Annotated in this window: 23 protein-coding genes; 9 read left to right on the forward strand and 14 right to left on the reverse strand. The window is 48.1% G+C overall.

The genetic code is table 11. The annotated features are described in order from the left end of the window. Positions 1-389: 389 nt before the first annotated feature. The 5 genes from DXZ20_RS27515 to DXZ20_RS27535 are packed head-to-tail and all read right to left on the reverse strand — an operon-like array spanning position 390 to position 3,925. Positions 390-974, reverse strand: a complete 585-nt coding sequence (locus tag DXZ20_RS27515; RefSeq protein ID WP_163702277.1) for a ferritin-like domain-containing protein — start codon at positions 972-974, stop codon at positions 390-392. A gap of 57 nt (positions 975-1,031) precedes the next feature. Then, positions 1,032-1,571 (reverse strand): DUF3122 domain-containing protein, encoded by a 540-nt coding sequence (locus tag DXZ20_RS27520; protein WP_163659290.1) that lies wholly within the window; start codon positions 1,569-1,571, stop codon positions 1,032-1,034. Positions 1,572-1,610: 39 nt separating this feature from the next. Beyond that, complete coding sequence (locus tag DXZ20_RS27525; protein ID WP_348918778.1) at positions 1,611-2,210, reverse strand: Tll0287-like domain-containing protein; 600 nt, start codon at positions 2,208-2,210, stop codon at positions 1,611-1,613. After that, a complete protein-coding gene (locus DXZ20_RS38605) occupies positions 2,092-2,571 on the reverse strand; it encodes an ArsR/SmtB family transcription factor (RefSeq protein ID WP_348918731.1) in 480 nt (159 codons plus the stop codon). The genes DXZ20_RS27525 and DXZ20_RS38605 overlap by 119 nt, the downstream gene beginning before the upstream one ends. A 49-nt stretch (positions 2,572-2,620) precedes the next feature. Next, entirely contained in the window at positions 2,621-3,925 is a 1,305-nt protein-coding gene (locus DXZ20_RS27535) for an NAD(P)/FAD-dependent oxidoreductase (RefSeq protein WP_163702281.1), read from the reverse strand. Between the two features lie 450 nt (positions 3,926-4,375). Here DXZ20_RS27535 and petC point away from each other — a divergent pair, with 450 nt between their 5' ends. The 5 genes from petC to DXZ20_RS27560 all read left to right on the forward strand — a co-directional run bounded on the left by petC (position 4,376) and on the right by DXZ20_RS27560 (position 8,188). Next, complete coding sequence (gene petC, locus DXZ20_RS27540) at positions 4,376-4,909, forward strand: cytochrome b6-f complex iron-sulfur subunit (RefSeq protein ID WP_163659287.1); 534 nt, start codon at positions 4,376-4,378, stop codon at positions 4,907-4,909. Positions 4,910-4,930: 21 nt separating this feature from the next. Continuing rightward, entirely contained in the window at positions 4,931-6,130 is a 1,200-nt protein-coding gene (locus tag DXZ20_RS27545) for a TRC40/GET3/ArsA family transport-energizing ATPase (protein ID WP_163659286.1), read from the forward strand. A 14-nt stretch (positions 6,131-6,144) separates the two neighbouring features. Then, a complete protein-coding gene (locus DXZ20_RS27550) occupies positions 6,145-7,062 on the forward strand; it encodes an ion channel (RefSeq protein WP_431731999.1) in 918 nt (305 codons plus the stop codon). Between the two features lie 195 nt (positions 7,063-7,257). After that, positions 7,258-7,713, forward strand: coding sequence for a DUF2214 family protein (locus tag DXZ20_RS27555; RefSeq protein ID WP_163703634.1), 456 nt, complete (start codon positions 7,258-7,260; stop codon positions 7,711-7,713). 91 nt (positions 7,714-7,804) lie between these two features. Further along, positions 7,805-8,188, forward strand: a complete 384-nt coding sequence (locus DXZ20_RS27560; RefSeq protein ID WP_163702283.1) for a rhodanese-like domain-containing protein — start codon at positions 7,805-7,807, stop codon at positions 8,186-8,188. A 136-nt stretch (positions 8,189-8,324) separates the two neighbouring features. On the opposite strand, the gene DXZ20_RS27565 is transcribed toward DXZ20_RS27560, so the two are convergent. After that, positions 8,325-9,029: an aldehyde oxygenase (deformylating) gene (locus DXZ20_RS27565; RefSeq protein WP_163659283.1), complete on the reverse strand. Its 705-nt coding sequence runs from the start codon at positions 9,027-9,029 to the stop codon at positions 8,325-8,327. 538 nt (positions 9,030-9,567) lie between these two features. On the opposite strand from DXZ20_RS27565, the gene psbA reads away from it, so the two are divergent. The 4 genes from psbA (at position 9,568) to DXZ20_RS27585 (ending at position 12,934) form a co-directional block, all read left to right on the forward strand. Beyond that, positions 9,568-10,686, forward strand: coding sequence for a photosystem II q(b) protein (gene psbA, locus DXZ20_RS27570; protein ID WP_163702285.1), 1,119 nt, complete (start codon positions 9,568-9,570; stop codon positions 10,684-10,686). Positions 10,687-10,773: 87 nt separating this feature from the next. Beyond that, a complete protein-coding gene (locus DXZ20_RS27575; RefSeq protein WP_163702287.1) occupies positions 10,774-11,160 on the forward strand; it encodes a rhodanese-like domain-containing protein in 387 nt (128 codons plus the stop codon). Between the two features lie 48 nt (positions 11,161-11,208). Then, on the forward strand, positions 11,209-12,207 hold the full coding sequence (locus DXZ20_RS27580) for a bile acid:sodium symporter (RefSeq protein ID WP_163659280.1): 999 nt from the start codon (positions 11,209-11,211) through the stop codon (positions 12,205-12,207). 16 nt (positions 12,208-12,223) lie between these two features. Beyond that, a complete protein-coding gene (locus DXZ20_RS27585) occupies positions 12,224-12,934 on the forward strand; it encodes a class I SAM-dependent methyltransferase (RefSeq protein WP_163702290.1) in 711 nt (236 codons plus the stop codon). Positions 12,935-13,012: 78 nt separating this feature from the next. Here the strand turns inward: DXZ20_RS27585 and feoB are convergent, their stop codons facing one another. From feoB to DXZ20_RS27625, 8 genes are all read right to left on the reverse strand, one after another. Further along, positions 13,013-14,848 carry a ferrous iron transport protein B gene (feoB, locus tag DXZ20_RS27590; protein WP_163703635.1) on the reverse strand — a complete coding sequence of 612 codons (1,836 nt, stop codon included), beginning with the start codon at positions 14,846-14,848 and terminating at the stop codon, positions 13,013-13,015. 64 nt (positions 14,849-14,912) lie between these two features. After that, complete coding sequence (locus tag DXZ20_RS27595) at positions 14,913-15,197, reverse strand: FeoA family protein (protein ID WP_250564639.1); 285 nt, start codon at positions 15,195-15,197, stop codon at positions 14,913-14,915. 389 nt (positions 15,198-15,586) lie between these two features. Further along, complete coding sequence (locus DXZ20_RS27600) at positions 15,587-16,369, reverse strand: sulfite exporter TauE/SafE family protein (RefSeq protein WP_163659278.1); 783 nt, start codon at positions 16,367-16,369, stop codon at positions 15,587-15,589. A 33-nt stretch (positions 16,370-16,402) separates the two neighbouring features. After that, positions 16,403-17,101: an MBL fold metallo-hydrolase gene (locus DXZ20_RS27605; protein ID WP_163702291.1), complete on the reverse strand. Its 699-nt coding sequence runs from the start codon at positions 17,099-17,101 to the stop codon at positions 16,403-16,405. 288 nt (positions 17,102-17,389) lie between these two features. Next, positions 17,390-18,505, reverse strand: coding sequence for an NAD(P)H-dependent flavin oxidoreductase (locus DXZ20_RS27610; protein WP_163659276.1), 1,116 nt, complete (start codon positions 18,503-18,505; stop codon positions 17,390-17,392). Between the two features lie 183 nt (positions 18,506-18,688). After that, positions 18,689-20,719 carry a magnesium-protoporphyrin IX monomethyl ester anaerobic oxidative cyclase gene (gene bchE, locus DXZ20_RS27615; protein WP_163659275.1) on the reverse strand — a complete coding sequence of 677 codons (2,031 nt, stop codon included), beginning with the start codon at positions 20,717-20,719 and terminating at the stop codon, positions 18,689-18,691. A gap of 222 nt (positions 20,720-20,941) precedes the next feature. Then, positions 20,942-21,700: a biliverdin-producing heme oxygenase gene (locus tag DXZ20_RS27620; protein ID WP_163702293.1), complete on the reverse strand. Its 759-nt coding sequence runs from the start codon at positions 21,698-21,700 to the stop codon at positions 20,942-20,944. A 305-nt stretch (positions 21,701-22,005) separates the two neighbouring features. After that, positions 22,006-22,185, reverse strand: a complete 180-nt coding sequence (locus DXZ20_RS27625) for a coproporphyrinogen III oxidase (RefSeq protein WP_163702295.1) — start codon at positions 22,183-22,185, stop codon at positions 22,006-22,008. Positions 22,186-22,575 lie beyond the last annotated feature (390 nt).

A 22,575-nucleotide genomic window follows, 5' to 3' on the forward strand; every position in this document is an offset into this window, starting at 1 on the left:
TCTGTTGATATTTCTGAAGTGTATTATTCATGAGTCCATATTGTTTGTAGCGAAAACAAACTGGCAAAGAAATTTGCACTTGATGTAGCGCTATATAATTATATAACTATGTAGCGAAGTATTTAACAAAATAAATGGAAAAACTTTTGTCATTTATTTCTACACTAATCGCTATGACGCTCTAGATGCATGCATCTAGAGCGTCATAGCGATTAGTAACGTGCCAATGGTGTGCTAGACCACTTGCGCTTAAATAATCACCCTATTACCTACCCCATCACTATTTGATAATGGGCAACCTTACGCCACAGAGTACTAGGCAATGAACCCTGGGTCAGGACAATAACTAGTACGGCGAGATGTTGTCCTGACCCAGGCTAGAACTTCACTCAGATGCTGGAGAACCAGCTGAGGCAGCGTTCAAATGCTGGCTGATGATTATTTTTTGAAACGTTACGAAACTGGGTAAACGTTGCCCTCAGCTCAGGCTCCTCAACAAATTCAAGAAAGCTATCATACATTTGTACATTAGCAATTTCTGTTTCAACGGCCATTTCACAAGCTGCTTGCAGAGTTTCAGGGGCCTTTACATTACCAGCAAACGTATCTTCAGGAATGGGGAGACCACACTGTGTAAATAAGGTGTGCCAACGCTGAGCATGGCGCTCCTCTGATTGAATAATATTACTAAATGGCTGAATGGCTCCGTACTTTTCAATGACGGCAGTGTAAAGTGCCCTCGCTTGATACTCATCATTCATGGCATCAATCATTGCTTGTTGAGTTCTCTCATCAAGATTAGAACTAGCGGATATAGGGGCTGCCGATGCTAGGAACGCCATTCTACAAAGTCCAGTGGCACCTAGTCTGCGCCGATGTTGTTGACGATAACCTTGTTGCCGGTGGCCTTGTTGCCGGTGGCCTTGTTGCCGACGACCTTGTTGCCGGTGGCCTTGTTGACATCTACGTTTCATACTTTTTTCTCTCAAATTGAATATCTTGGTTGTGCAAATTTTAGGGTCTATGGTTGTTTAGGATTGAGTAACCAGGACCTGCCACTCCTTGACAAGAGCTGGGGATACCAGAAGTTCGACTGGCTCACCTTGAGTGGTTGGGAGACTTAGCTTCAAGGGGATTACCGCCCTTAACTCAGATACAATCGGTGCCAAATCATATTGACCAACATTGGGTTCCGGTGCATCCGCATCCGTGAAAATTTTTCGAGAGGCGTCGTTTGCAGTTAGGGTGTTGCCTAAAGAGTCGGTTAACACCAGGGGCTGTGAACGATCAATGGCCGCAGTGCCGGGAAAACCAACCAGCCGGAGATAGAAAAAGGTGCTGCCATCTGGGCGAATGCGTTTAAATGCGATCGCTTGCCAACTATTGTTATGCTGATCGTGCAGGGTCTGACGTGACTGATAAACAAATTGACCAGGAGCCTCTTCCAATTGGCGAATCGCGGCAGATGCTGGCAGCACCGTGAGATTTTCAATCCCTGTCAGGCTCAGGACTAATAGTATGCTGAAAGTGAGCAGCCAAAGCATCAGCTGGCGTACACGTGACCACATCATAAAAATCTCCCAATGATGCCTGTTTATACTATTACTAGCTTATTCGCCCAGGGCAGCTTGAACCGACTGCTGCACTGAATCGGGAATAAACACCGCATAAACTCCTCGTAAGTCACCCACTTTGAAGTCGTATGCCAAATCTTGGGGATAGTTATTCTTGACAAACTGAGGACGATTGTCTTTGAGCCCATGGCAGGCTAAACAACTTGCTTCCACATTGATGCGACGATAATAGCGAGTGCCACTTTGGTCGCTCAAGGTTTCTTTTTCCCAGAATCCCATTAACTCTGGGGACTGCTCAAATGTAGACAGGGCATTAGTAGCGGCAAGATTATCGGGTTTATGGGCTGGATTACGATACTTTTTGGCCATTTGCTTTACCTGCCACCCGTTCTCTTGACTGAGTTGCATGGCTTTCATGCCAACGGGTTTACACACTTTCTTCATGGTCTCCGCCGTCGGTGGTTCTGGCGCATCTTTCAGGTAATCGGCTAGTCCGCTGCGCATAGCGTCTAAATTTTCAATCTCCTGAACAGCTTTGGCTAGCTGAGCGGGTTCCGGCTGAGCTTGAGCGATTGCTGGGCAGACAAGAACAACGAGAATGATTAGCGAAAAACCCAGTATGATTTTGGATAGAATTCTGAACATGGATATCGTCCCTTAGATTGGGGGATAAGCTAAATTGTTCGATCTCCGTTAGGGATCTGGCACAGAGTGATAGTAGATCTTTATCGATAATCCGATAATAGCGACAGCTGCCGACGCGTCGACAGGTGACAACACCCGAGCATTTAAGCAACTGTAGGTGTTTAGAGACATTGGCCTGATTTAAACCAGCTCGCTGGCAAATCTCAGTGACATTGCGTTCTTGGCTGCAAATAGCAGAGATAATTCGTAACCGACTGGGATCGCTTAGCAGTTTGAATCGCTCTGCTATTTGTTCAAAGTGGTTTTCCAGCAGAGCTGAAAGGGGTTCCACTTGGTGCGGCTGAGTCTCCATAATTTGGGGGGAGTATCAAAAAAAGGCCAAATCTCAATCAATGGAATGCTTAAGGGCTAACTGTTGTTTGTTCGTAGTTGGTGGTGGTGGGCTTCAGCATCTGTAGACCGAAGATAACGCGTAATCCCAGTTTTTCAAACCAGGGCATACCAACTCCAGTACGCATTTTGACCATGAAATATTCCTCAAAGGCTGCTTTTACCCATACAACCCATGGGCCACGAACAGCATAGGAGTGTTTCCGTTTGCCAGTTTCTGGGTCAGGCAGAACGGGGGCGGCAATATAGGCAATACCAGTATCGCCAAATTCTGCAAAACACAAAGCATCCAACGTTGGAACTTGGAGAGGACTTTTAATCGCCCCCAACTCAACCGCGATATTGTGGGCAACCGCTGTCGCCATGGCTTCCGACATTTGACCACTTTTAGGTAACCCGATGGGAACACGAGTTTTATCAGGCTGTGCCAGTTTAATGCTGACACCTGCGGCATAAATGTTGGGAAAGTCGGGATGACGCTGGGTGGGTAACGTCGGAATAAATCCCTTGGCATCTCCTAACCCAGGCGCTGCCTGGATAAATTTGGCCCCGCGAAAGGCCGGTAAGACCATCGAGTAGTTAAATGGCAACTGTTGCCCGTCGTCCAGGGTAATGGTGTGTTTATCCACAGCCGTAATGGCCGCATTCTCAATGACCGTAATGCCTTGTTTCTGCATTAAATTGGCGGTCAGCTCTCTCGCATTTTTTACCTTAGAGACACCTAAATGCCCAGCATAGGGCTCTGGTGTGACATAGGTGATGGGCACCTGATCGCGCAATCCTCGACGACGTAATTCATGATCGGCCATCAGAGCAAATTCGTAGGCGGGGCCAAAACACCCTGCCCCCGGAGCTGCGCCCACAACTATTGGCCCTGGATTTTTAAGCAAGTCGAGCCAGGCTTGGTGAGCCGTGAGGCTATGGTCGGGGGTGCAAACAGACTGGGTATAGCCACCATGGGGACCCAAACCTGGAATTTGATCAAAGGCCAGGGATGCCCCAGTTGCGATCGCAACATAATCATACTCAATCGTTTTCTCTCCCTCGACTGTAATAGAATGAGTTTGAGGATCGAGGGCCGTCACTTTGCCAGGTACCCAATTTAAATGATGACGCTGCGCCAGACGCGCTAAATCTAACTGAACATGCTCCAATGGCTTCAGCCCCAAAGCCACCTGGATCAACCCTGGAATAAAGGTGAATTTGGACTCACTGGATATGAGTGTCACCGTATGCTCACTGGGCAGCAAGTGACGTAGCTCATAGGCTATGGGCAACCCAGCCAGACCACCCCCAATAACAACAACGTTTGCCATACCTCAACCCTCTCCTCCCTGATCTAAACCAATCACCCGACGACAAAGTGGGAAATCCCGGTCAGGCTTTATCACTTATCTACTAGATAGTTATATAGATGTTATGCAGTAATCCTGATTCTGTCAACTGAATAATTCGGTTTCAAAGTTCCACCGCCTTCCTGAGCCATGGGGCGTTGAGCCTTTCAATCACACCAGGGAAGTCACAACAAAATAGATAAAATAATTTACAATTTCATTACTAATTGGTTATACTACTGATTAGTAAGAAAGGTAAAGAAAATTTGCACTTGCTTGCCACATGACTTGATTGAATGATCGCAATTAACAACCATGTCTCACTTCAGCCAGGTTGTTACCCTCTTCTTGAGGTTGCCCTCTTCTTGAGGTTGCCCTCTTCTTGAGACGGTCATAGATATGTTGTTCCATTTTATAAGGAGGTTGATCGATATGGATGATGCACTTTCTTTCGAAGTCCCATCACTGTCTCGGCGACAACTACTCAATTTTTTGACAGGGGCAACGGTTGCCGCAACCGCTGGTTCAGCCCTCTACCCTGTCGCTAAGTTTTTCATCCCACCTCGGGAAGTATCTGAGGGAGGTGGGATTCTCGCAAAAGATAAACTGGGCACCCCGATTCCAGCCAGCCAAATCCTTGCTAATCCGCCTGGAACTCGCGCCTTGATTGCAGGGCTGGCCAGCGAACCGACGTATTTGATCGTCCAAGACGATGGTTCCCTGGGGGCTAGAGGTATTGTTGATAACTGTACTCACCTGGGTTGTACCTTCCCCTGGAATCCTGCAGATCAGCAGTTTCAATGTCCCTGCCATGGATCGCTTTACGATCCGGAGGGTAACGTTGTGCGTGGGCCTGCGCCCCTTCCCCTCAAGATAGTTCACGTGGTGGTTAAGGATGATGCCATCTGGATCTACCCCTGGAACGAGACTGACCCCCGTACTAATGAGCAACCCTGGTGGGTGTGATCAACTAAGAGGTTTTTACGAATGCGTATTATTTTGATGACTGGAAAAGGGGGGGTGGGTAAGACATCGGTTGCAGCTGCGACTGCCCTGCGAGCAGCAGAACTGGGATATCGCACACTGGTATTGAGTACCGACCCAGCCCATTCATTAGCGGATAGTTTTGCCCTAGAATTATCCCATGATCCAACCCTGATTCGGCCCAATCTGTGGGGGGCTGAACTCGATGCCCTCAGAGAAATGGAGCAGAATTGGGGAGCGGTTCGACGTTACATTACAGACGTGCTCCAGGCCCAGGGGATGGATGGAGTGCAGGCAGAAGAGCTATCAGTCCTGCCTGGAATGGACGAAATTTTTGCCCTAGTGCGGATGAAACGCCATTACGATGCGGGAGATTTTGATGTCCTAATTGTGGACTCAGCCCCTACAGGCACAGCCCTGCGTCTGCTCAGCTTGCCAGAAATTTCTGGCTGGTACATGCGTCGCTTTTACAAGCCTTTCCAGGGCATGGCCAATACCCTGAGCCCTGTGTTTGAACCCATTTTTAAGCGCATGACGGGGTTCTCTCTCCCTGATCGAGAGGTGATGGATGCCCCCTACGAGTTCTATGAACAAATTGAAGCACTGGAGCGAGTGCTCACGGATAGCACTCAAACTACGGTGCGATTAGTCACAAACCCTGAAAAAATGGTGATTAGCGAGTCACTTCGGGCGCATGCTTACCTGAGTTTATATAATGTGGCAACTGATCTGGTGATCGCCAACCGCATTATTCCTGAACAGGTGAGCGATCCCTTCTTCGCCCGTTGGAAGGAGATGCAACAACAGTATCGCCAGGAAATTCAAGAAGACTTTCAACCGTTACCCATCAAAGAAGTTCCGCTCTACAATGAAGAACTTTGTGGTTTGGCTGCCCTAGAGCGACTGAAAGACACTCTCTATGGCGATGAAGATCCGACCCAGGTTTACTACCGGGAGACCACACTCCGAGTAGTGCAACAGTCTGAGGGGTATTGTCTAGATGTTTATCTGCCAAATATTCCCAAAGAGCAAATCCATTTGCATAAGACGGGGGATGAACTCAACATTCGCATTGGTAACCATCGTCGCAATCTAGTTCTTCCACAGGCGTTAGCAGCGTTACAACCAGCAGGCGCTAAATTAGAAGATGATCATCTGATGATTCGTTTTACGAAAAATGCTTCTATTCCCTCTGCTGCGTGATCCTCTAAAGCGTGATGGGGAGGAGGATTGTGCAACTACGCAATATCAGGCATGTGAACAGGAAGAGATGTCACCTGGTTTCTGCTAAAGGTATTTTGAAATCCCCTGATGCTGACGTTTGGCACACATATTGGCGTGATCCTTACCATTTACTCTTGCTCATTCCCTGGCCAGGGTTTCTGCTATTGATTATAGCGATATACGGGTTGCTCAATGCGGGGTTTGCTCTCATTTACTTGGTTGGGGGAGGGATTGCCAATGCCCAAACCCATGACTTTTGGGATGCATTCTTCTTTAGTGTACAAACCCTGACCTCCATTGGCTACGGTGTAATGTATCCCCAAACTCCCTTTGCGAATACAGCTGCTGCAGTAGAGGCACTGGTAGGATTGGTGGGATTTGCTTTGGTGACAGGGTTAGCTTTTGCTCGCTTTTCCCAACCCACGGCTCGAGTTATCTTCAGTAACTTTGCTGTGATCACACCCTATAATGGTCTGCCAACCTTAATGTTTCGGGTTGCGAATCAGCGGGGGAATCAGATTGTCGAGGCTCAAATACGGGCATATCTGTTGCGGGATGAGGTGAGTGCGGAGGGACAATTTATGCGACGGCTTTATCCATTGCGACTATTACGCAGCCAGGCCCCTGCCTTTGCTCTGACATGGACAGCTATTCATCCCATTGATACCGAAAGTCCCCTTAAAGGACAAACTGCGCAATCGCTGGTGCAACTTCGAGCCCAAGTGGTGATTTCCTTAAGTGGTATTGATGAAACGGTTGCTCAAGCTGTCCATGCTCAATATCTGTTTCATAGTGAGGAGATTTTATGGAACTGTCGCCTCATGGATATCATCCATGAAACCCCAGCGGGTGAGTGCTACATCGACTTTACTCACTTTCATGATGTTGTCCCGCTGCAAGCACTGGCTTGATCAGATGTATCGCTGGCCTATTGTCCTCCAACGGTATTCCTCGCCAGGGTGGGGCATTAAGGATGAATGCCTTCCCATTGGTAGGAGCTGTTGAATGAGGCATAGCCCAGTGATGCAGGGAAATACAGAGATTTAAGCCTGAGCTAACTTACTAGAAAACTAAAAATAAACCAAAAATAAAGGGGATAGATTTTGATCTGGAAAAGTAGCCTTGTTGCCTATTTGCACTACGCCAGCTTCATGCTGATCTTTGCCGCCCTATCTGTCGAAGGGGTCACTTTGAAAAAAGAGCTAAGTCTCAGTGAAACCTGGAAGATAGTCATTGCAGATGGCGTTTATGGAATATCAGCTACAGTTGTACTCATAACAGGTGTGTTGCGGGTTCTCTATTTTAGTAAGGGAGCCGATTATTACCTGAGCAACCCTGTTTTCTATGCAAAAGTTGCCATTTTTGTCGCCATTGGCACCCTCTCGCTGTATCCAACCTTTTCATTTTTAACCTGGATCAAAGACTTACGACAGGGCAATCCGCCAAGTCTGGAACTCTCCAGGGTTAACCAACTGGCCTGGATTATTAAAATTGAGTTGCTGGGGTTTATTCTGATGCCCCTGCTGGCGGCAATGATGGCAAGAGGAGTAAACGGCTGGTGATTTGCCTATATAACTGATTAATTATATAGTGTATTGGGTCTTCTAAAGCCCAATTAAAATAGAGAGCCTTTAGCCTTCGGAGTATAAAACTATGGCCGTAGCTGAGCAGCTGAGTGGGTTGGTGTTCGAAGCATTCACTCCCCATGAGGTACAGGAGCAATTTGAACGGCACAAAATTGTTCTGATTGATGTGCGTACCCCTCAAGAATACGCGTTTGAGCATATTCCTGGGGCCATGCTATTTCCCATGGCCTCCTTTGACCCAAGGAAACTACCCATACAAGCTGATGAGAAGCCCATTGTGTTGTATTGTGGCTCTGGCAGACGATCTCGACTGATTGCTGAAAAATGTATTGATTCAGAGATTGATAGGATTGCCCATATGGAAGGGGGAATCAGCGCCTGGAAAGAAGCTGGTTTGACGTATGTTTCCATTGATCCAGCGACGGGTGGCTATGTGCACAAGCCTCAATAGTAGAGAGACCTACGAGAAGAGAGCCTACATTAGAGGGAGCGTTGTTGAGACACAATGGCTGGCCTGACTCTTAGCACTACTCATAAAATATGCGACACCAACCATCAAAACGGCCTCTACGCTCCCATGGAGAAAATCAGCGTTGTTTAGAGCTGGCCAGACCATGGCTGGCCATGCGTAAAATCTCACGGTTGTTAAAGCCAATTTCCTTGAGTGCCTCACTATAGTGCACCAAAAAGGATTCTATTAGTGTTTGCTTATCCATGCCTACGGTTTGCAGGTCAGCTTCAACCTGATTGAGCATCTGCCAGATCAACGGAAGTACCTGACGATTAGCAGTCTCGAGTTCTGCTTTTACTGTCTCAAAGTGTGCTTTAAGCCAAACTTCTCCGAAGTTGAGATGGTGATACTCATCAGCAACGACTCCTTTCGTCACTTTTTGAGCAAACGCATCGGCAACCGGAATATAGACGTTGTAAGCTGCAATTGCAAAACATTCTATGATCAACGATTGAATCAACAGGCAGGTGGCTATCTTACGGTCGGTTGCCGACGTTTGGAAAGCTTGACATAGGTCAGCAAAAAACTGGTTGGCAAATGCCAAATCAGGAATAACATCCAAATTTCGGCCACAGGCTTCAAAACTTTTACGATGACGCCCTTCCATTTTACCGAGTCGGACTAATTCTTCGGCCTGTTCTGGCAACAGATCTGCCAGGCATAGGAAATTGTCGTAAGCGGCCTGTTCTCCTTCAATAACGATGCCATTAATACGAGTAAAAGCATCGCGATAGGTATCACTATGAAAATCAAGCGTTTGATCGACTGCAGAATAGGGCATATCGGATTCAGATCTCCTTCTTCAGATCAGAAATGGTTAGGTGCCTGGGCCTTGAAATTCACCCATGATATTGCACAGCAGATTAGGTATCATTCTGGCCTACTGAGCCACGGCTTCCCTCAAAGGACTTCAGCCTCTATCAGCGTATGCCTGCATCGATTTCATGGGGGAATGGACTCAAGCTTTATATAACTATAAAGCGATTAATGAAAATAATCAAGAACTCTTGTTTTTTTGGAAATATCATGACGGGAGGCATTAGGAGACAGACTGATACAAAAATCAATCGTTTTGTTGATTAAATAGCTACTTGGTTGTATAGTGATTAAGTTGCTCGACATCGTCCTATCACTCACTTAAGGCTTCTTAGTCATTATCGATGCATTTAAGACTAGGTAGTTGAGTCAATAAGGCTGAGGTTACTTGACTTGAGATTAGCTTGCATGTTGCATAGCCCGTGTTTGCGATTTTAGGTCTTTCAAAGTAATCAGTCAGGTAGCTCCGTCAAACTCTCTTGCACATCTTGGAGGTTTAACTGATGAGTACATTAATAGGATATAAGGGATACAAGCGACCATCCACCCCTGATCGTTATACCCTGTGGGAACAATTTTCTGAGTGGGTCACAAGCACACAGAACCGTTTTTATGTTGGCTGGTTTGGTGTGTTGATGATTCCCACCCTTGTGGTTGCAGCCATGGTGTTTGCGATCGCACTTCTCTCTGCACCACCTGTTGACGTAGATGGCATTCGTGAGCCCGTCATAGGATCAATTTTAAGTGGTAACAATCTGATTTCTGCCGCAGTTGTACCAACTTCAGCCGCCATTGGACTTCATTTTTATCCCCTTTGGCAGGCCAGTTCAGCGGCTGAGTGGCTCTATAATGGCGGCCCTTACCAGCTGATTGTGTTCCACTTTTTAATTGGGATCTGGTGTTATCTTGGTCGCCAATGGGAATTGAGCTATCGCTTAGGCATGAGACCCTGGATTGCTGTGGCCTTTTCTGCGCCTGTGGCGGCTGCAACCGCTGTGTTGTTGGTGTATCCCATGGGTCAGGGTAGTTTCTCAGAGGGCATGCCCTTGGGGGTTTCTGGAACCTTCCACTTTATGTTAGCGCTGCAGGCCCAGCATAATGTTTTGATGCATCCCCTGCACATGCTGGGAGTAACTGGCATTTTTGGTGGCGCTCTCCTCAGTTCTCTCCATGGCTCCTTGGTTACCGCCAGTTTGGTTAGAGAGACGTCTGAAGCAGAGTCTGCCAACGTTGGTTATCGCTTTGGCCAACAGGAAGCCACCTATAATCTGCTTGCCAGTCATGCTGGGTATTTGGGGCGGTTGCTCATTCCTGGTGCCGCCATGCGCAATAGCCGCTCGGTTCATTTTCTGTTAGCCGCTTTACCCACCATCGGCGTCTGGTTTGCTGCCTTGGGTATTAGTGCTATGGCCTTTAATCTCAATGGGTTCAACTTTAATCAGTCCATCTTGGATAGCCAGGGTCGGATCATTCCCAGCTATGCCGATCTGATTAACCGGGCAACCCTGGGGATTCAAGCCATGCATGCTCCCAATGCCCATCACTTTCCCCTGTTGTTAGCGAATGGGGAGGCAACCCCCGTGGCCCTGGAGATGACATCTGCTCTCACAGCTCACAGCTAACCCAACTTGGTCTGTGCGATTGTCTTGTTCTGACTTGATGGCAAGATAATCGCACAGACCTGGAACACTCTGCCTAAGAAACACTCTATGGTATCCGCATCACCCCCTAAGCCAGCTATTAGTGACGTACCTCCAGAAGACTTTGTTCAATCCCCTAAGGTTTCGAAATTCATTGATGTCAGGAGTCGGCTTGAATACAATCTTTTTCATGCCCCTAATGCCATTAACCTGAGTCTACCGCGCATTCTGATGGCTCAGGTTCCGTTGTTGCGCTACCTGGTACTGCCGCGATGGTTTTGGCAACTTCCCAAGGATGAACCTCTCGCGGTGATTTGTCTGACGGCTCACCGCAGTCCAATGGCCGCTCAGATGTTGGTCAAACTGGGCTTTAGCCAGGTGTTTAATATTACGGGCGGCATGATGGCCTGGCAGAAAGCCGGTTTGCCCACCCATCGAGATCACGTGAAAGAGTAGGTCACGGATATACTCGCAAAAATTTGACAAAAAAGGAGAATGATTGTCGTGTGGAAGGTATTAGGGTTCATCCAGAAAAATTTAGTCTGGTCTGTTCCTGTATTTATGATTGCTGGTCTAATCTTTGGGGCTGTCGCTAATCCGACTTCCCTAAAGGCTTTGATCATTCCTCTGACTTTTCTCATGGTCTACCCCATGATGATTAATCTGCAAGTTCAGAAAGTGTTATCGGGAGGAGACTATAAGGTTCAATTACTCACCCAGTTGATTAATTTTGCGGTGATTCCATTCTTTGCCTTTGGCATGGGAAAGCTGTTTTTTGCCGATCAACCCCTGGTGGCCCTGGGGCTTTTGTTGGCCTCCCTGTTGCCCACCAGCGGCATGACCATTTCCTGGACAGGCTTTGCCAAGGGCAATATTAGTGCGGCCATTAAAATGACGGTCATTGGATTAATTTTGGGCTCGGTTGCCACCCCCTTTTATGCCAAGTGGTTAATGGGGGCAGTGGTGGAGATTCCGTTGGCTAGTATTTTTAAGCAAATTGTTATCATTGTTTTCTTACCCATGGTTTTGGGGTTTGTCACCCGGATTACACTGATTCAAATTGTTGGAGCGGATAAATATCAGAAAAACCTTAAGAAGAAATTCCCAGCCTTTTCCACCTTGGGTGTGTTAGGGATTGTTTTTGTCGCGATGGCCCTCAAAGCCAAAGATATTATTGCCAATCCCCTGGTACTGCTTTCGTTTTTGATTCCGCTGGCGATCTTGTATGTTGGGAACTTCCTCTTCAGCACACTCATCGGTAAATTCTTCTTTAAGCGGGGAGATGCGATCGCACTGGTCTACGGTACTGTCATGCGTAACCTATCCATTGCCTTGGCCATTGCCATGACCGCCTTTGGCAACGAACAAGGATCTGAAATTGCCCTGATTATCGCCATGGCCTACATCATCCAGGTACAGGCAGCGGCCTGGTACGTGCGCTTTAGCGACAGAATTTTTGGCCCCGTGCCAGACGCCCAACCCCCGATGCAACAATCGGCTTAGCAAATACTAGGACACTATGAAGTTTTCCCTTTTTGTTCAACTGCAAAAGCAATTGATAGCCTGGGGGATGGCAAAAGCAACTGCGGGCGATCTGCATGCCATCAAAGTAACAGGCTGTGAGCACCATACTAATTTGGGTGATCTCAAGCAGGCGCTTTTGGGGAATCTAGGGGGTACTGTGCTAGAGATTGGCCCCGGTACCGGGGCCAATCTCAGCTATTACTCACCAAGCATTCATTGGCTGGGCGTTGAACCGAATCGGTTTATGCATCCTTATTTGCATGGGGAAGCTAAGCGACAAGGGTTGCAACAGATTAAAATCCATGAAGGAATTGCCGAGCACTTGCCTGCCGAGAGCAATACGATTGATACGGTTGTCAGTACCCATGTGCTCTGTTCAGTCACCCACTTAGGGCAGGCTATTCAGGAAATTAAACGCGTTCTTAAACCGGGTGGGACATTCATTTTCCTGGAACATGTGGCCGCAAAACCCGATACCTGGGCGCGTCATCTTCAGGAATCAATTACTCCGGCTTGGAAAACCCTGTTTGATAACTGTCATCCCAATCGTGAGATCTGGAAAGCCTTAGACGAAGCAGGGTTTGTCCCCATGGACTATGAGCATTTCCAGATTCCATTTCCAATTGTGGGGGATCATATTGTGGGTGTGGCAACCAAGCAATTGAGTTGCAAAAAAGATATCGAAATGACACCCTCACTATCGTAGTTCACGATCGTTTACGCTTGACTCTTCTGTCTTACCCGAATCTTCTGTCTTATCCGAAATTATAGTCTTTACGGAACCCTAGTGAGACCCCAAAAGTAAGGCACCTTGATAGAAAATAAAACTGGCAACCCAGGCGAGTACGAGCGAAAACCCTAGGGATAAGACGGTGAATTTCCAGGACTTTGACTCATTCTTCAATGTGGCCACGGTTGCTAAACAGGGGGTATAAAGCAAACAAAAAATGCAAAAGCTATATCCCTGAATAAAGGTCAGTTGCTCAGAAAGCACCTGGCCAACGGCGGCATCATTCAATCCGTAGATCACCGCCAATGATCCGACAACCACCTCCTTGGCCACAAAGCCAAAGATTAACGCCAGAGTGAGCTGAGGTTCAATGCCAATGGGGCTCATCACGGGACTGAGAAATTGCCCAAGTTGTCCGCCGATGGTGTCTAAACCGGTGGCCCCTTGGGGAAAGTGGGTCACTATCCACACAGCAATACAGCCCAACAGAATGAACCCTGAGGCTCGGGTCAAAAAATCCCTGACTTCAAGCCAGCTTCTCATTAGCACCTGACGCCAGGTGGGAAAGCGATAAGGGGGTAATTCTAAAACAAAGGGCTCGTCATGCTTAAATACCTTTTGGAAAAGTACAGCCGTGATCAAGGCGGCCACAAAACTGAGGAGATAAAGCGAGAAGAGGGCGATCGCACCCCTGCTGTCAGGAAAGACGGCGGCCAGAATAAAAACAAACACCTGTAACCGGGCTGAGCATAACGAAAATGGAATCACCAGCATGGTTAACAGCCGCAGCGGCCGCGATCGCATCACCCGAGTGCCCATTAAAGCCGGTACATTGCAGCCAAAACCCAGCATTTGTAGCACAAAACTGCGACCGTCCAGCCCCAGCTTTTCCATAAAGGCGTCCATCAAATAAGCTGAACGAGACAGATAGCCACTATCCTCCAACACTGCCATCAGCATAAAAAACAGCATAATCAGGGGAACAAAAGACACCACCGTGGCGATGCCATTCCAAACCCCGTTAATCACAAAATTCTGAATGATGTTCGGAAAAAAGCTCAGCAGCGGTTCAATCAGGTAAGCCTGGATGCCATCCGTTAGCCGCCCCATCACCCCCTGGGCGGGCAGACCCACCGTCCAAATCAACCAAAAGGCCAGGAAGAGGCCGAGAAAAAACAGCGGCAGTCCAAAAATCGGATGCAATAACACCTGATCTAATCGCGCCGTTAGCGTTATGGCCAACTGAGATGGCCGGATCACACTATCGGCTAAGAGCGTCTTAATCTCAGCTGCGGTCGCCATGTCACCATCACCCCAGCGATCGTTGTCAGGCCGAACTTGATGCGCTAACAACGGTGCCGTCAATTGCTGGGCAATGGCGGCATAGGCTCTGCCGTAGCCCTGGCCGTACTTAGCACTGATCAGGAGAACCGGTATGCCCAACCGCTGGGCGAGTTTATCATTGTCAATGCGAATGCCATAGCGCCTGGCTTCATCGGCCATATTGAGGATAGCCAGCGTGGGGTAACCCAGGGCCTGCACCTGCAAGAGCAACCGTATTTGGCGCTCAATTTCAACCGCATTCAGGACAACAACAATTAAGTCGATCGAAAAGTCGCGAAGAAACTGTCGAACAACGGCCTCATCCTCTGAAAACCCCTTGAGATTATAAATACCCGGTAAGTCGACAAACTCTGTACAGAGACCACCCAGTTCCACCTGAGCCTGTAGCAACGCCACCGTCATCCCTGGCCAGTTGCCCACAAAGGCAGACGCCCCTGTAATCCGGTTAAAAAAGGTTGACTTACCCGTATTAGGCATGCCGATTAAGGCCACTCGCCTCACACCCTTTTCCGGTTGAATGGTTGTTGTTCTGCCCTGATGAATCATAACTGCACCAAAGAATACTTGAATCAAGTCAGCAAATGCCCACGCGGCAACTGTCAGGTAACTGTCAGGTTCTATGGGAACAGGTTTCAACATTGCGAACAACAATCTGGTCGGCCTCTTTACGGCGAATGGCCACCTCCGTAGTCGCACCGACGCGAATATGGAGGGGACCGCCAAAGCCCACTTTGCGAAGCACTCTCACTGAACTATCCACAATGATTCCTAGCCCAGCCAGACGGTGCACAAAGGCCTGATTATTTTTTCCAGAACTTACTTGATCAACAACGGCCAACTCACCACGCTGTAATTCGGATAACACCATAATCCGTTTAATAGTAATTATTTTCATTAATTATGGCAGAAAAGCGAGTTAAATGATCCGTTACTGAATGGATAAAAATCATTGTGAGAGAACAAATCACACGATTTCCCCTGATGAGGCAGCAGCGTCATCAGGGGTCTTAGGGGATGGCACAACAAAATAAAGCCCCAGGTTGGGGCTGTCGATGGGTAGATGAATGATGGGGTAACGGGGGAATTATTGAAGCGCAAGCGCCTTAGGGATCAGCATTCCTTAGCAAAGTTGAAGCGCGATCTAAGATCTAATACCAAATCCGAATTCATCAAACCCGATTAAAAATGGAAGGATCTGTAGGGGCAGCCCCTGGTGGGTGCCCTTCGATATCGGACGCTATCAGCCAGGATTTTGTATAATCTTGTCACAGAATCCGTTGCCACCTATCGCTTGATCAGAACAAAAATTGCGACAGCGAGAACAAAATAGCCAAATCCCTTTTGTAATTGCCTGGCATTAATAAATTGAGTCAGGTAGGAGCCTGCAACTGTGCCAATGCCTGCCGCTAAGGTAAAAGAACTTACTAAAGCCCAATCCACACTCACCTGGTTTAAGTAGCCCAAAAAACCTGTCGCTGAATTCGCGGCAATAATTAACAAGGAAGTGCCGATGGCTTCTTTCATGGGAATGCCGCCCAGTAATACTAAGGCGGGGATGATCATGAAACCACCCCCCACACCAACAAATCCAGTGAGCACACCCACGCCGATTCCCTCTACAGGTATCAAGAGCCAATGGTGACCCTGGTCCTTGTCCATGGCATTATCGATAGACATTCCGGCATGGGCTAACGCCGATTTCGAATGGCTTTGGCGAATCATTAAAGTACTCGCAATCACCATGACCACGCCAAAACAAATTAGCTGAAAGCTCCCCGTAACAAAAGGTAGACCCGCCATACGAGCCCCTATGTATGCGCCGAGCATTGCGGCTGGTGTAAAAATTACAGCTATCTTCAGGTTGACATTACCCTGACGCCAATGGGGAATAGCCCCCATCAGACTCACAGTGCCCACAATGACGAGACTCATTGCGATCGCACCTTTCGACCCCAAACCCATGACATACACCAGAATAGGCACTGCCAGGATAGAACCGCCACCCCCAATCAGACCCAAACTCAGACCAATGCAGACCGCTAAGAGATGACCAATCAACCAAATCATTAATCAGGAAGTTCCTTTATATCAACAGCAATGTCATGTTGTTACAACAACTTTGCCGCATTGCTCATTGGCGGGAACCGCTTCCATAATTCGTTTAGGATTAGGTAAGTGGAGATTATTCATAAACTGGATGAAGCTGGCCCGATCTTTGCCAACGAACCGGGGATTAAAGCGTTTCTCTTCATCAATCGTAGAGACCGTCTGCCCTTGATAGTCATGGCCTGGATAAACGAGCGTCTCGTCTGGTAACGTAAACAGCCGCTGGGTCACATGGTCGTAGAGTGTACCGGCATCACCACTCTGAAAATCCGTACGCCCACAGCCGCGAATAAATAAGGCATCCCCCGTCAACACATGGGTGCCATTCACCCGATACGACATATGGCTATCCGTGTGACCATGGGTTTCAATTGCTTGAATATTAACATTACCAACCCTCAGGATCTCTCCATGCTGAAGATAGCGGCTGGCACAGGCTGCATTGGCATTCTGGGGAACAACCCCTTCGCATTCAGTTAACTCTCGCAGCCTACCCGTGCCTGTTATATGGTCAGCATGGATATGGGTCTCTAAGCAATATTTCAGTACCAATTCTAATTCAGTCAGGAGTCTATAATCACGGTCTACTTGCTCTAGAACTGGATCAACGAGCGCAGCCTCTCGGGTCACTAAATCTGCAATCAAATAGGTATAGGTCCAAGTTGCTCGATCAAACAACTGACGAAACAGCATTATTTCCTCCTTATTTTGCTTGCAAAAATATTTAAAAAAGCGACGACAACATCCCAGGGCTAGACATCACCAACAACAAACAGGATCGCAAAGACAACGACTAAAGAAAAAAATGCAAGGTAAGCTTGAACCATGTTATTAGCACCGACTTGGTCCAGAGAAATAAACGCATACGATTGATTTTAATAGATCAATCGTATGCGAAAGAATATATCATCATATAGTAATTTAATCAAATATTAAGCATTTAAGGTGTGCGGCAGCGGCAAAGTATTCGAGCAGGGGGCGTCAAGTCAACTGAACGGGTGCTGGTGTCATCAATTCTTGCATGATCTCGGCAACGGACATCATGCGTGTCGCTCTACCCGCATTCGTCCCGGCAAAAATTAACCCGTTTTCAATATCACCCCTAGAGGCTCGATCCAGGGCTCGTATAATGCAATAGGTCTCGCGCTTATCCCGAAATTTACAGCTCTTGAGACAATTAGCGAGGCATTTTCCTCGAGGATTGGGGGTGCCGGCCATAATTTTTTCGGCAAAGGGGTTGAGTAAAGCTCGCCCTGGTAATCCCACCGGACTAGGCACTAGCCTCACATCGTCTGGGCTGGCATTGAGATGAAATTCCTTGTAACGAAGGTCAGCGTCACATTCATGGGTGGTGATAAAACGAGTGCCAATTTGCACGCCATCGGCCCCCAGAGCCAGAGCCCGAACGATATCACGTTGGTCCCAAATGCCACCAGCGGCAATCACAGGCATGGGCGTCTCAAACTCGTCTTTTAGGTAAGCAACCAGTGCGGGAATGACAGCTGTTGCTGCCCACTCAGGATCGTTCAGGGTGTCCTCCGTAGCCCCCAGATGGCCACCCGCTACCTGAGGATCTTCCACGATAAACGCATCGGGCAAGCGGCCTTGCTGCCGTTGCCATTTACGACAAATCAATTTGGCGGCACGAACGCTAGAGACAATGGGGACCAGCGCCACTTCTGGATGATCCTGGGTATAGGCCGGTAATTGCAACGGCAAACCAGCTCCGGCAACAATGACGTTGGCACCGTTCTCAACAGCGGCACGCACCAACAGCTGGTATTCACGGGCGGCCACCATGATATTCACCCCGATAATCCCAGTCGGACTCAGGCGGCGAGCGGTGTTTAATTCATCGATTAAGGCCAATCGACTGGCGGTTAGAAATTGCTGGTGACGCTTTTTAGGATTGGGTTCATCGGCATCGAAATAGGGAGAATTAATTCCTAACCCTGAGGCTGAAATGGTGCCGATACCCCCTGCGTTGGCAACTGCAGAGGCCAATGAAGCACATGAAATCCGCACACCCATACCCCCCTGAATAATGGGATAACGAGCGATGTATGAACCAATTTGAAGAGAAGGAAATACTGTCATCGGTTTAGTGTTATTGGCGAAGGGATAAGGATTGTATCAGATCCAAATATTGATACTGGAGAGACGTGGAGCCTAAGTAATTTTGGTCCCTATAGGTCATTACCTAGATTACTTAGGCCCAGAGACTACTGGTCTCGCTTTGGCCTCGATGCACCTGATTAATCAGGGCCGATGGGATAGAAATCATGCACGTGAGGCCAAACTAGAAGACTTGACTGATGGGACTGTTGAAACTTCGGGATTCAGGACGATCTCCTCAGATTGGAATGCGTGAATGGTCTGAGCCAGATGCTCCATTGAGCTGCCATGTGGGCTATAGGCGACTTTTACGGAGTCAATATCTGGCAAGGATTCAGGGGCATCTGTCAAAATCAGCAGCCGGAAAGGTTGGCAGCTATTTTGTTGCTGAACTCGTTGCATAAACTCTGGGAGGGACATATCTGGCAGCGGATCGGAGACGATGACGATGTCAACAACGATGGAGTCTAACAATATCAGCCCAGTTTCACCGTTGGTGGCTTCACTGGCAATTTCGATGCCGGCTTGCGATCTCAAACCCTTTCGCAAGGCAATGCGAGCCGCTTCATCCCCATCCACAATCACCACTTGCACATCTTCTTCTATGGCATCGTTGGCAGGTTCATTCACCTCCGCTGCGGTGTTGGGTGCGCCACAGGCCGAAACGTCACCAGCAAACTCAACATCTGCCAGCTTGGCCGCCTTAAGCTTAATCATATCTTCAGCAGAGAGAATACGAGATTGATCAAAGCCCAGCTCAATCTCTGCCTGCATTCCCTTCCGCTTCACCCGTTTGAGATTATAGAAACGCTGATTAAGGGTGGTTTGCACAAACGCCCACAGACATCCCAACAAATAGCGCCGCTTGAACGGATCACGGGTAAACCAATATTCCAAAAACTTCCAGCCATAGAAGCGGGCATAGTTGCGTAAAACCCCCTTCAGCACCGCTTCCCGCGTCATATTGTCGGGCTTGATAATGGGCGTCACAAAGTTGTAGTGGGAAAAGTCTCGCACTTCGACCTTATCTTCGAGATCTTGAAACAGTTCCGCAAACGGCCAGGGCGTAAACATATTCCAATTGGTCATGTCTGACTTCCAGTCCCGAGTCATGCGGTAAGTTTCTTCAATGGTCTCAGGGGTTTCATTCGAGAGGCCCATAATGAACTGCACCTCCGCCACAATGCCATTGTCACGCAATAGTTTTACTGCCCGTTTATTATCGGCAATGGTGGTTTCCTTACGAAAGACATCGAGGTTCAATTGGGCCGCTGCTTCTGTTCCCAGCGACACATGGACCAGACCAGCTTTCCGATACAGCGGTAGTTCGGCCTCATCTCGCAAGATATCGGTCACCCGAGTATTAATGCCCCAATGAACACCCAGGTTGCGATCTACCAATTCTTCACATAGGCTGACAAATCGAGCCTTACTAATGGTGGGCTCTTCATCGGCCAGGATGAAAAATCCTATATTGTGTTCTTTGACCAGATGCTCAATTTCATCCACAAATAGCTTAGGCTTCCGGGCCCGGTACTTCCGCCAGAACTTCCATTGGCAGCAAAACCGACAGCGAAAAGGACAACCCCTAGCAAAATTAGGCACGGCCACCCGCACATTCAGAGGTGTGTAGATGTACCGGTCCCAATCGAGCAAGGTCCAATCGGGGGAGAGCGTATTCAGATCACGAATCGGCGGATGGGCCGGTGTGACCACCACCTGACCGGCATCATCTAAATAGGCCAGTCCCAAAATTGACTCACGGTCCTGATGGTCTCGGCCCTCGGCAATGGCTCGAACTAAGTTGACGCTAATTTCCTCCCCTTCTCCCCGAATGATGTAATCAACCCAGGGGGCTTCTTGCAACACCTCACGGTACATATAGGTGGGATGGATACCGCCCATAATTGCGATCGCATCAGGGCAAACAGATTTAGCAATCCGCAGGGTGTCCTGGGATTTATAAATCATCGGGGTGATCGCTGTGGCCATAACAATATCAGGCTGATGCTCCTGAATGAGAACGGCCAGCGCCTCATCCTCGATGTAGTTAGTCATGGCATCAATAAAGCGGATGTCATCAAAGCCCGCTTGCTTTAAGGCTCCCCCAACGTAGGGCACCCAACTAGGCGGCCAGTTACCCGCAATTTCTGCCCCACCTGAATGGTAGTTGGGTTGAATCATAAGGATACGCATACAGGGTTCTCCTGATATCAAAAGGGTGCAGTGATGGTGAAAGACAAGCAAACCGACTGAGAGAATTGACGAATGGTGTGATCTCTCAAATAGGTATCGAACACGGCGGCAATGTTCCGTAGGTTTGAAGCAAAGATTCCATAGTCCAAGGAGATCCAGGGGCTAAAAAAATCCCCCATAAGGGGGATTGGAGATCCATAAGAGCGGAGGAATTCTGAAAGATTATTCTGCGACTGCCATTTCAGCAGCCTGTTCAGACGAGCGATGGCGATGTTCCGTACTACCCGGCTTATCCTGGCGAGTAATCAGATCAAAAACATGATCGCCGATGGCGTCTTTCACCAATGGCTCCAGCTCATGCATGACATTGTGATTGAGCCGAAACGCTAGGTTGGCTTCATCCACAATTTGACGTGCCAGGCTCTTTTCAATCGGTAAGGAATTGAGGGTATTGCGATATTTTTCCTTAAAGGCTCGTCGAGCTTCCACCGTTGGGATCTCTACAAATTCATAGAAGGCTGTCCCCACACCAGCTGACAAGCCTAGGGCTGAGCGAGTGATTGCCTTTAAGCTTTGTCCCCCAGAGAGATCACCCATATAACGGACATAGGCATGGGCGATTAGCAACGCAGGATTCTGGTCAGATAGCTCTCGAATGCGTTCTACATAACGCTGTCCTTCAGGAGAGGCCGTAATTTGGTTACGCCAATTGTCCCCATAATAAAAGGCGAGATCTTTTTCCAACTGAGGCACCCGATCTAATAAAGGGAAATACATGGAACCCATGACAGAATGTTGAGCATGGCGGCGCATTTCTTCTTCTAAGGCACTATAAACAAAGTATAGGTTAGCCATCAATTGACGAAAGGGTTCCCTTTCAACAATCCCTTTGAGAAAACATTTCATAAATGCCGTATTTTCGGCCAGAGTATGAGACTTTTGAGTTCCTTCTCGCAAGCAAGATGCTAAATTATGGTCCATTGTAAATACCTCAAACAGTCAATATTGGTTCAGCGGAGACAATCTTTGTTAAGGAATAAGGCTTGTATAAGATCCTAAAAAGGATCTGAAGAGACGTTTTATCGCAACTTGTACGACAAAAAGTAAACCTGGTTAAATCCTCATTCCTAAGAACGAGGGGAAGAGAAAAGGCAAGGGACACTATGGGTTGAGTATGTTCAGGAGCTAGGAGCCCTCCTGCTCATCTCTACATGATTGGAGATACCTATTATGTTCCCTTGCCACATAGCTTGATAATCACATCAAGGTGTGAGTTTCCCGTGCACTCAATTTTGGGACTTGAGAAAGAGATTAGTCAGCCCAGCCTCTGGGGTACGGCCACCAGCACCGCCATCACGCTGCCAGTTATCTTCTTGAAATTTTGTCTGGCCGCCTAATTGCCCTAGGGCAGAATCAGCGGCAGGCACAGCTGCCTTAGCATGCGATGGGTTGACTGGAGGACTCATGGGTCAAATCGTTCTCAAATGGGTTTAACTTTAATTACTCTATAGTTATGAAGTATTTCAACTATATCATTTTTTCAAAACTTTACCTTTTTGAGGTGTTTTCCCTATGGGTAACGATCGTCAAATCATAGTTCTCTAGAGGAGGGGCAGCTCAAGCGCTGGCACCAGTAGCCCAGACCCACCATACTCAAAAGGCCAATTAATACCCCTGGCTCCGGTACCGAAGTCAGGGGCGTAGGTTCTGGAATTGGGTCAATTACCGGTGGTGTTGTGGGGGGCGTAACGGGTGTTACTGGTGGTGGTGTAACGGGTGTTACTGGTGGTGTGACGGGTGCTACTGGTGGTGGCGTTGGCCGTGGCGGTGCTGGTCTTGGGGGACGTGGGGGGGGA

The organism is Adonisia turfae CCMR0081, from assembly GCF_011009555.1.
Classification (GTDB): domain Bacteria; phylum Cyanobacteriota; class Cyanobacteriia; order Phormidesmidales; family Phormidesmidaceae; genus Leptothoe; species Leptothoe turfae.

Coding starts and splice junctions, on each gene's coding strand:
- DXZ20_RS27620 (WP_163702293.1), bottom strand. CDS start 21,700: ATGGACCATAATTTAGCATCTTGCTTGCGAGAAGGAACTCAAAAGTCT.
- DXZ20_RS27565 (WP_163659283.1), bottom strand. CDS start 9,029: ATGCCCTATTCTGCAGTCGATCAAACGCTTGATTTTCATAGTGATACC.
- DXZ20_RS27520 (WP_163659290.1), bottom strand. CDS start 1,571: ATGATGTGGTCACGTGTACGCCAGCTGATGCTTTGGCTGCTCACTTTC.
- DXZ20_RS27515 (WP_163702277.1), bottom strand. CDS start 974: ATGAAACGTAGATGTCAACAAGGCCACCGGCAACAAGGTCGTCGGCAA.
- bchE (WP_163659275.1), bottom strand. CDS start 20,719: ATGCGTATCCTTATGATTCAACCCAACTACCATTCAGGTGGGGCAGAA.
- DXZ20_RS27610 (WP_163659276.1), bottom strand. CDS start 18,505: ATGACAGTATTTCCTTCTCTTCAAATTGGTTCATACATCGCTCGTTAT.
- DXZ20_RS27625 (WP_163702295.1), bottom strand. CDS start 22,185: ATGAGTCCTCCAGTCAACCCATCGCATGCTAAGGCAGCTGTGCCTGCC.
- petC (WP_163659287.1), top strand. CDS start 4,376: ATGGATGATGCACTTTCTTTCGAAGTCCCATCACTGTCTCGGCGACAA.
- DXZ20_RS38605 (WP_348918731.1), bottom strand. CDS start 2,571: ATGGAGACTCAGCCGCACCAAGTGGAACCCCTTTCAGCTCTGCTGGAA.
- DXZ20_RS27605 (WP_163702291.1), bottom strand. CDS start 17,101: ATGCTGTTTCGTCAGTTGTTTGATCGAGCAACTTGGACCTATACCTAT.
- DXZ20_RS27585 (WP_163702290.1), top strand. CDS start 12,224: ATGAAGTTTTCCCTTTTTGTTCAACTGCAAAAGCAATTGATAGCCTGG.
- psbA (WP_163702285.1), top strand. CDS start 9,568: ATGAGTACATTAATAGGATATAAGGGATACAAGCGACCATCCACCCCT.
- DXZ20_RS27600 (WP_163659278.1), bottom strand. CDS start 16,369: ATGATTTGGTTGATTGGTCATCTCTTAGCGGTCTGCATTGGTCTGAGT.
- DXZ20_RS27560 (WP_163702283.1), top strand. CDS start 7,805: ATGGCCGTAGCTGAGCAGCTGAGTGGGTTGGTGTTCGAAGCATTCACT.
- DXZ20_RS27575 (WP_163702287.1), top strand. CDS start 10,774: ATGGTATCCGCATCACCCCCTAAGCCAGCTATTAGTGACGTACCTCCA.
- DXZ20_RS27545 (WP_163659286.1), top strand. CDS start 4,931: ATGCGTATTATTTTGATGACTGGAAAAGGGGGGGTGGGTAAGACATCG.
- DXZ20_RS27550 (WP_431731999.1), top strand. CDS start 6,145: ATGGGGAGGAGGATTGTGCAACTACGCAATATCAGGCATGTGAACAGG.
- DXZ20_RS27535 (WP_163702281.1), bottom strand. CDS start 3,925: ATGGCAAACGTTGTTGTTATTGGGGGTGGTCTGGCTGGGTTGCCCATA.
- DXZ20_RS27595 (WP_250564639.1), bottom strand. CDS start 15,197: ATGAAAATAATTACTATTAAACGGATTATGGTGTTATCCGAATTACAG.
- feoB (WP_163703635.1), bottom strand. CDS start 14,848: ATGATTCATCAGGGCAGAACAACAACCATTCAACCGGAAAAGGGTGTG.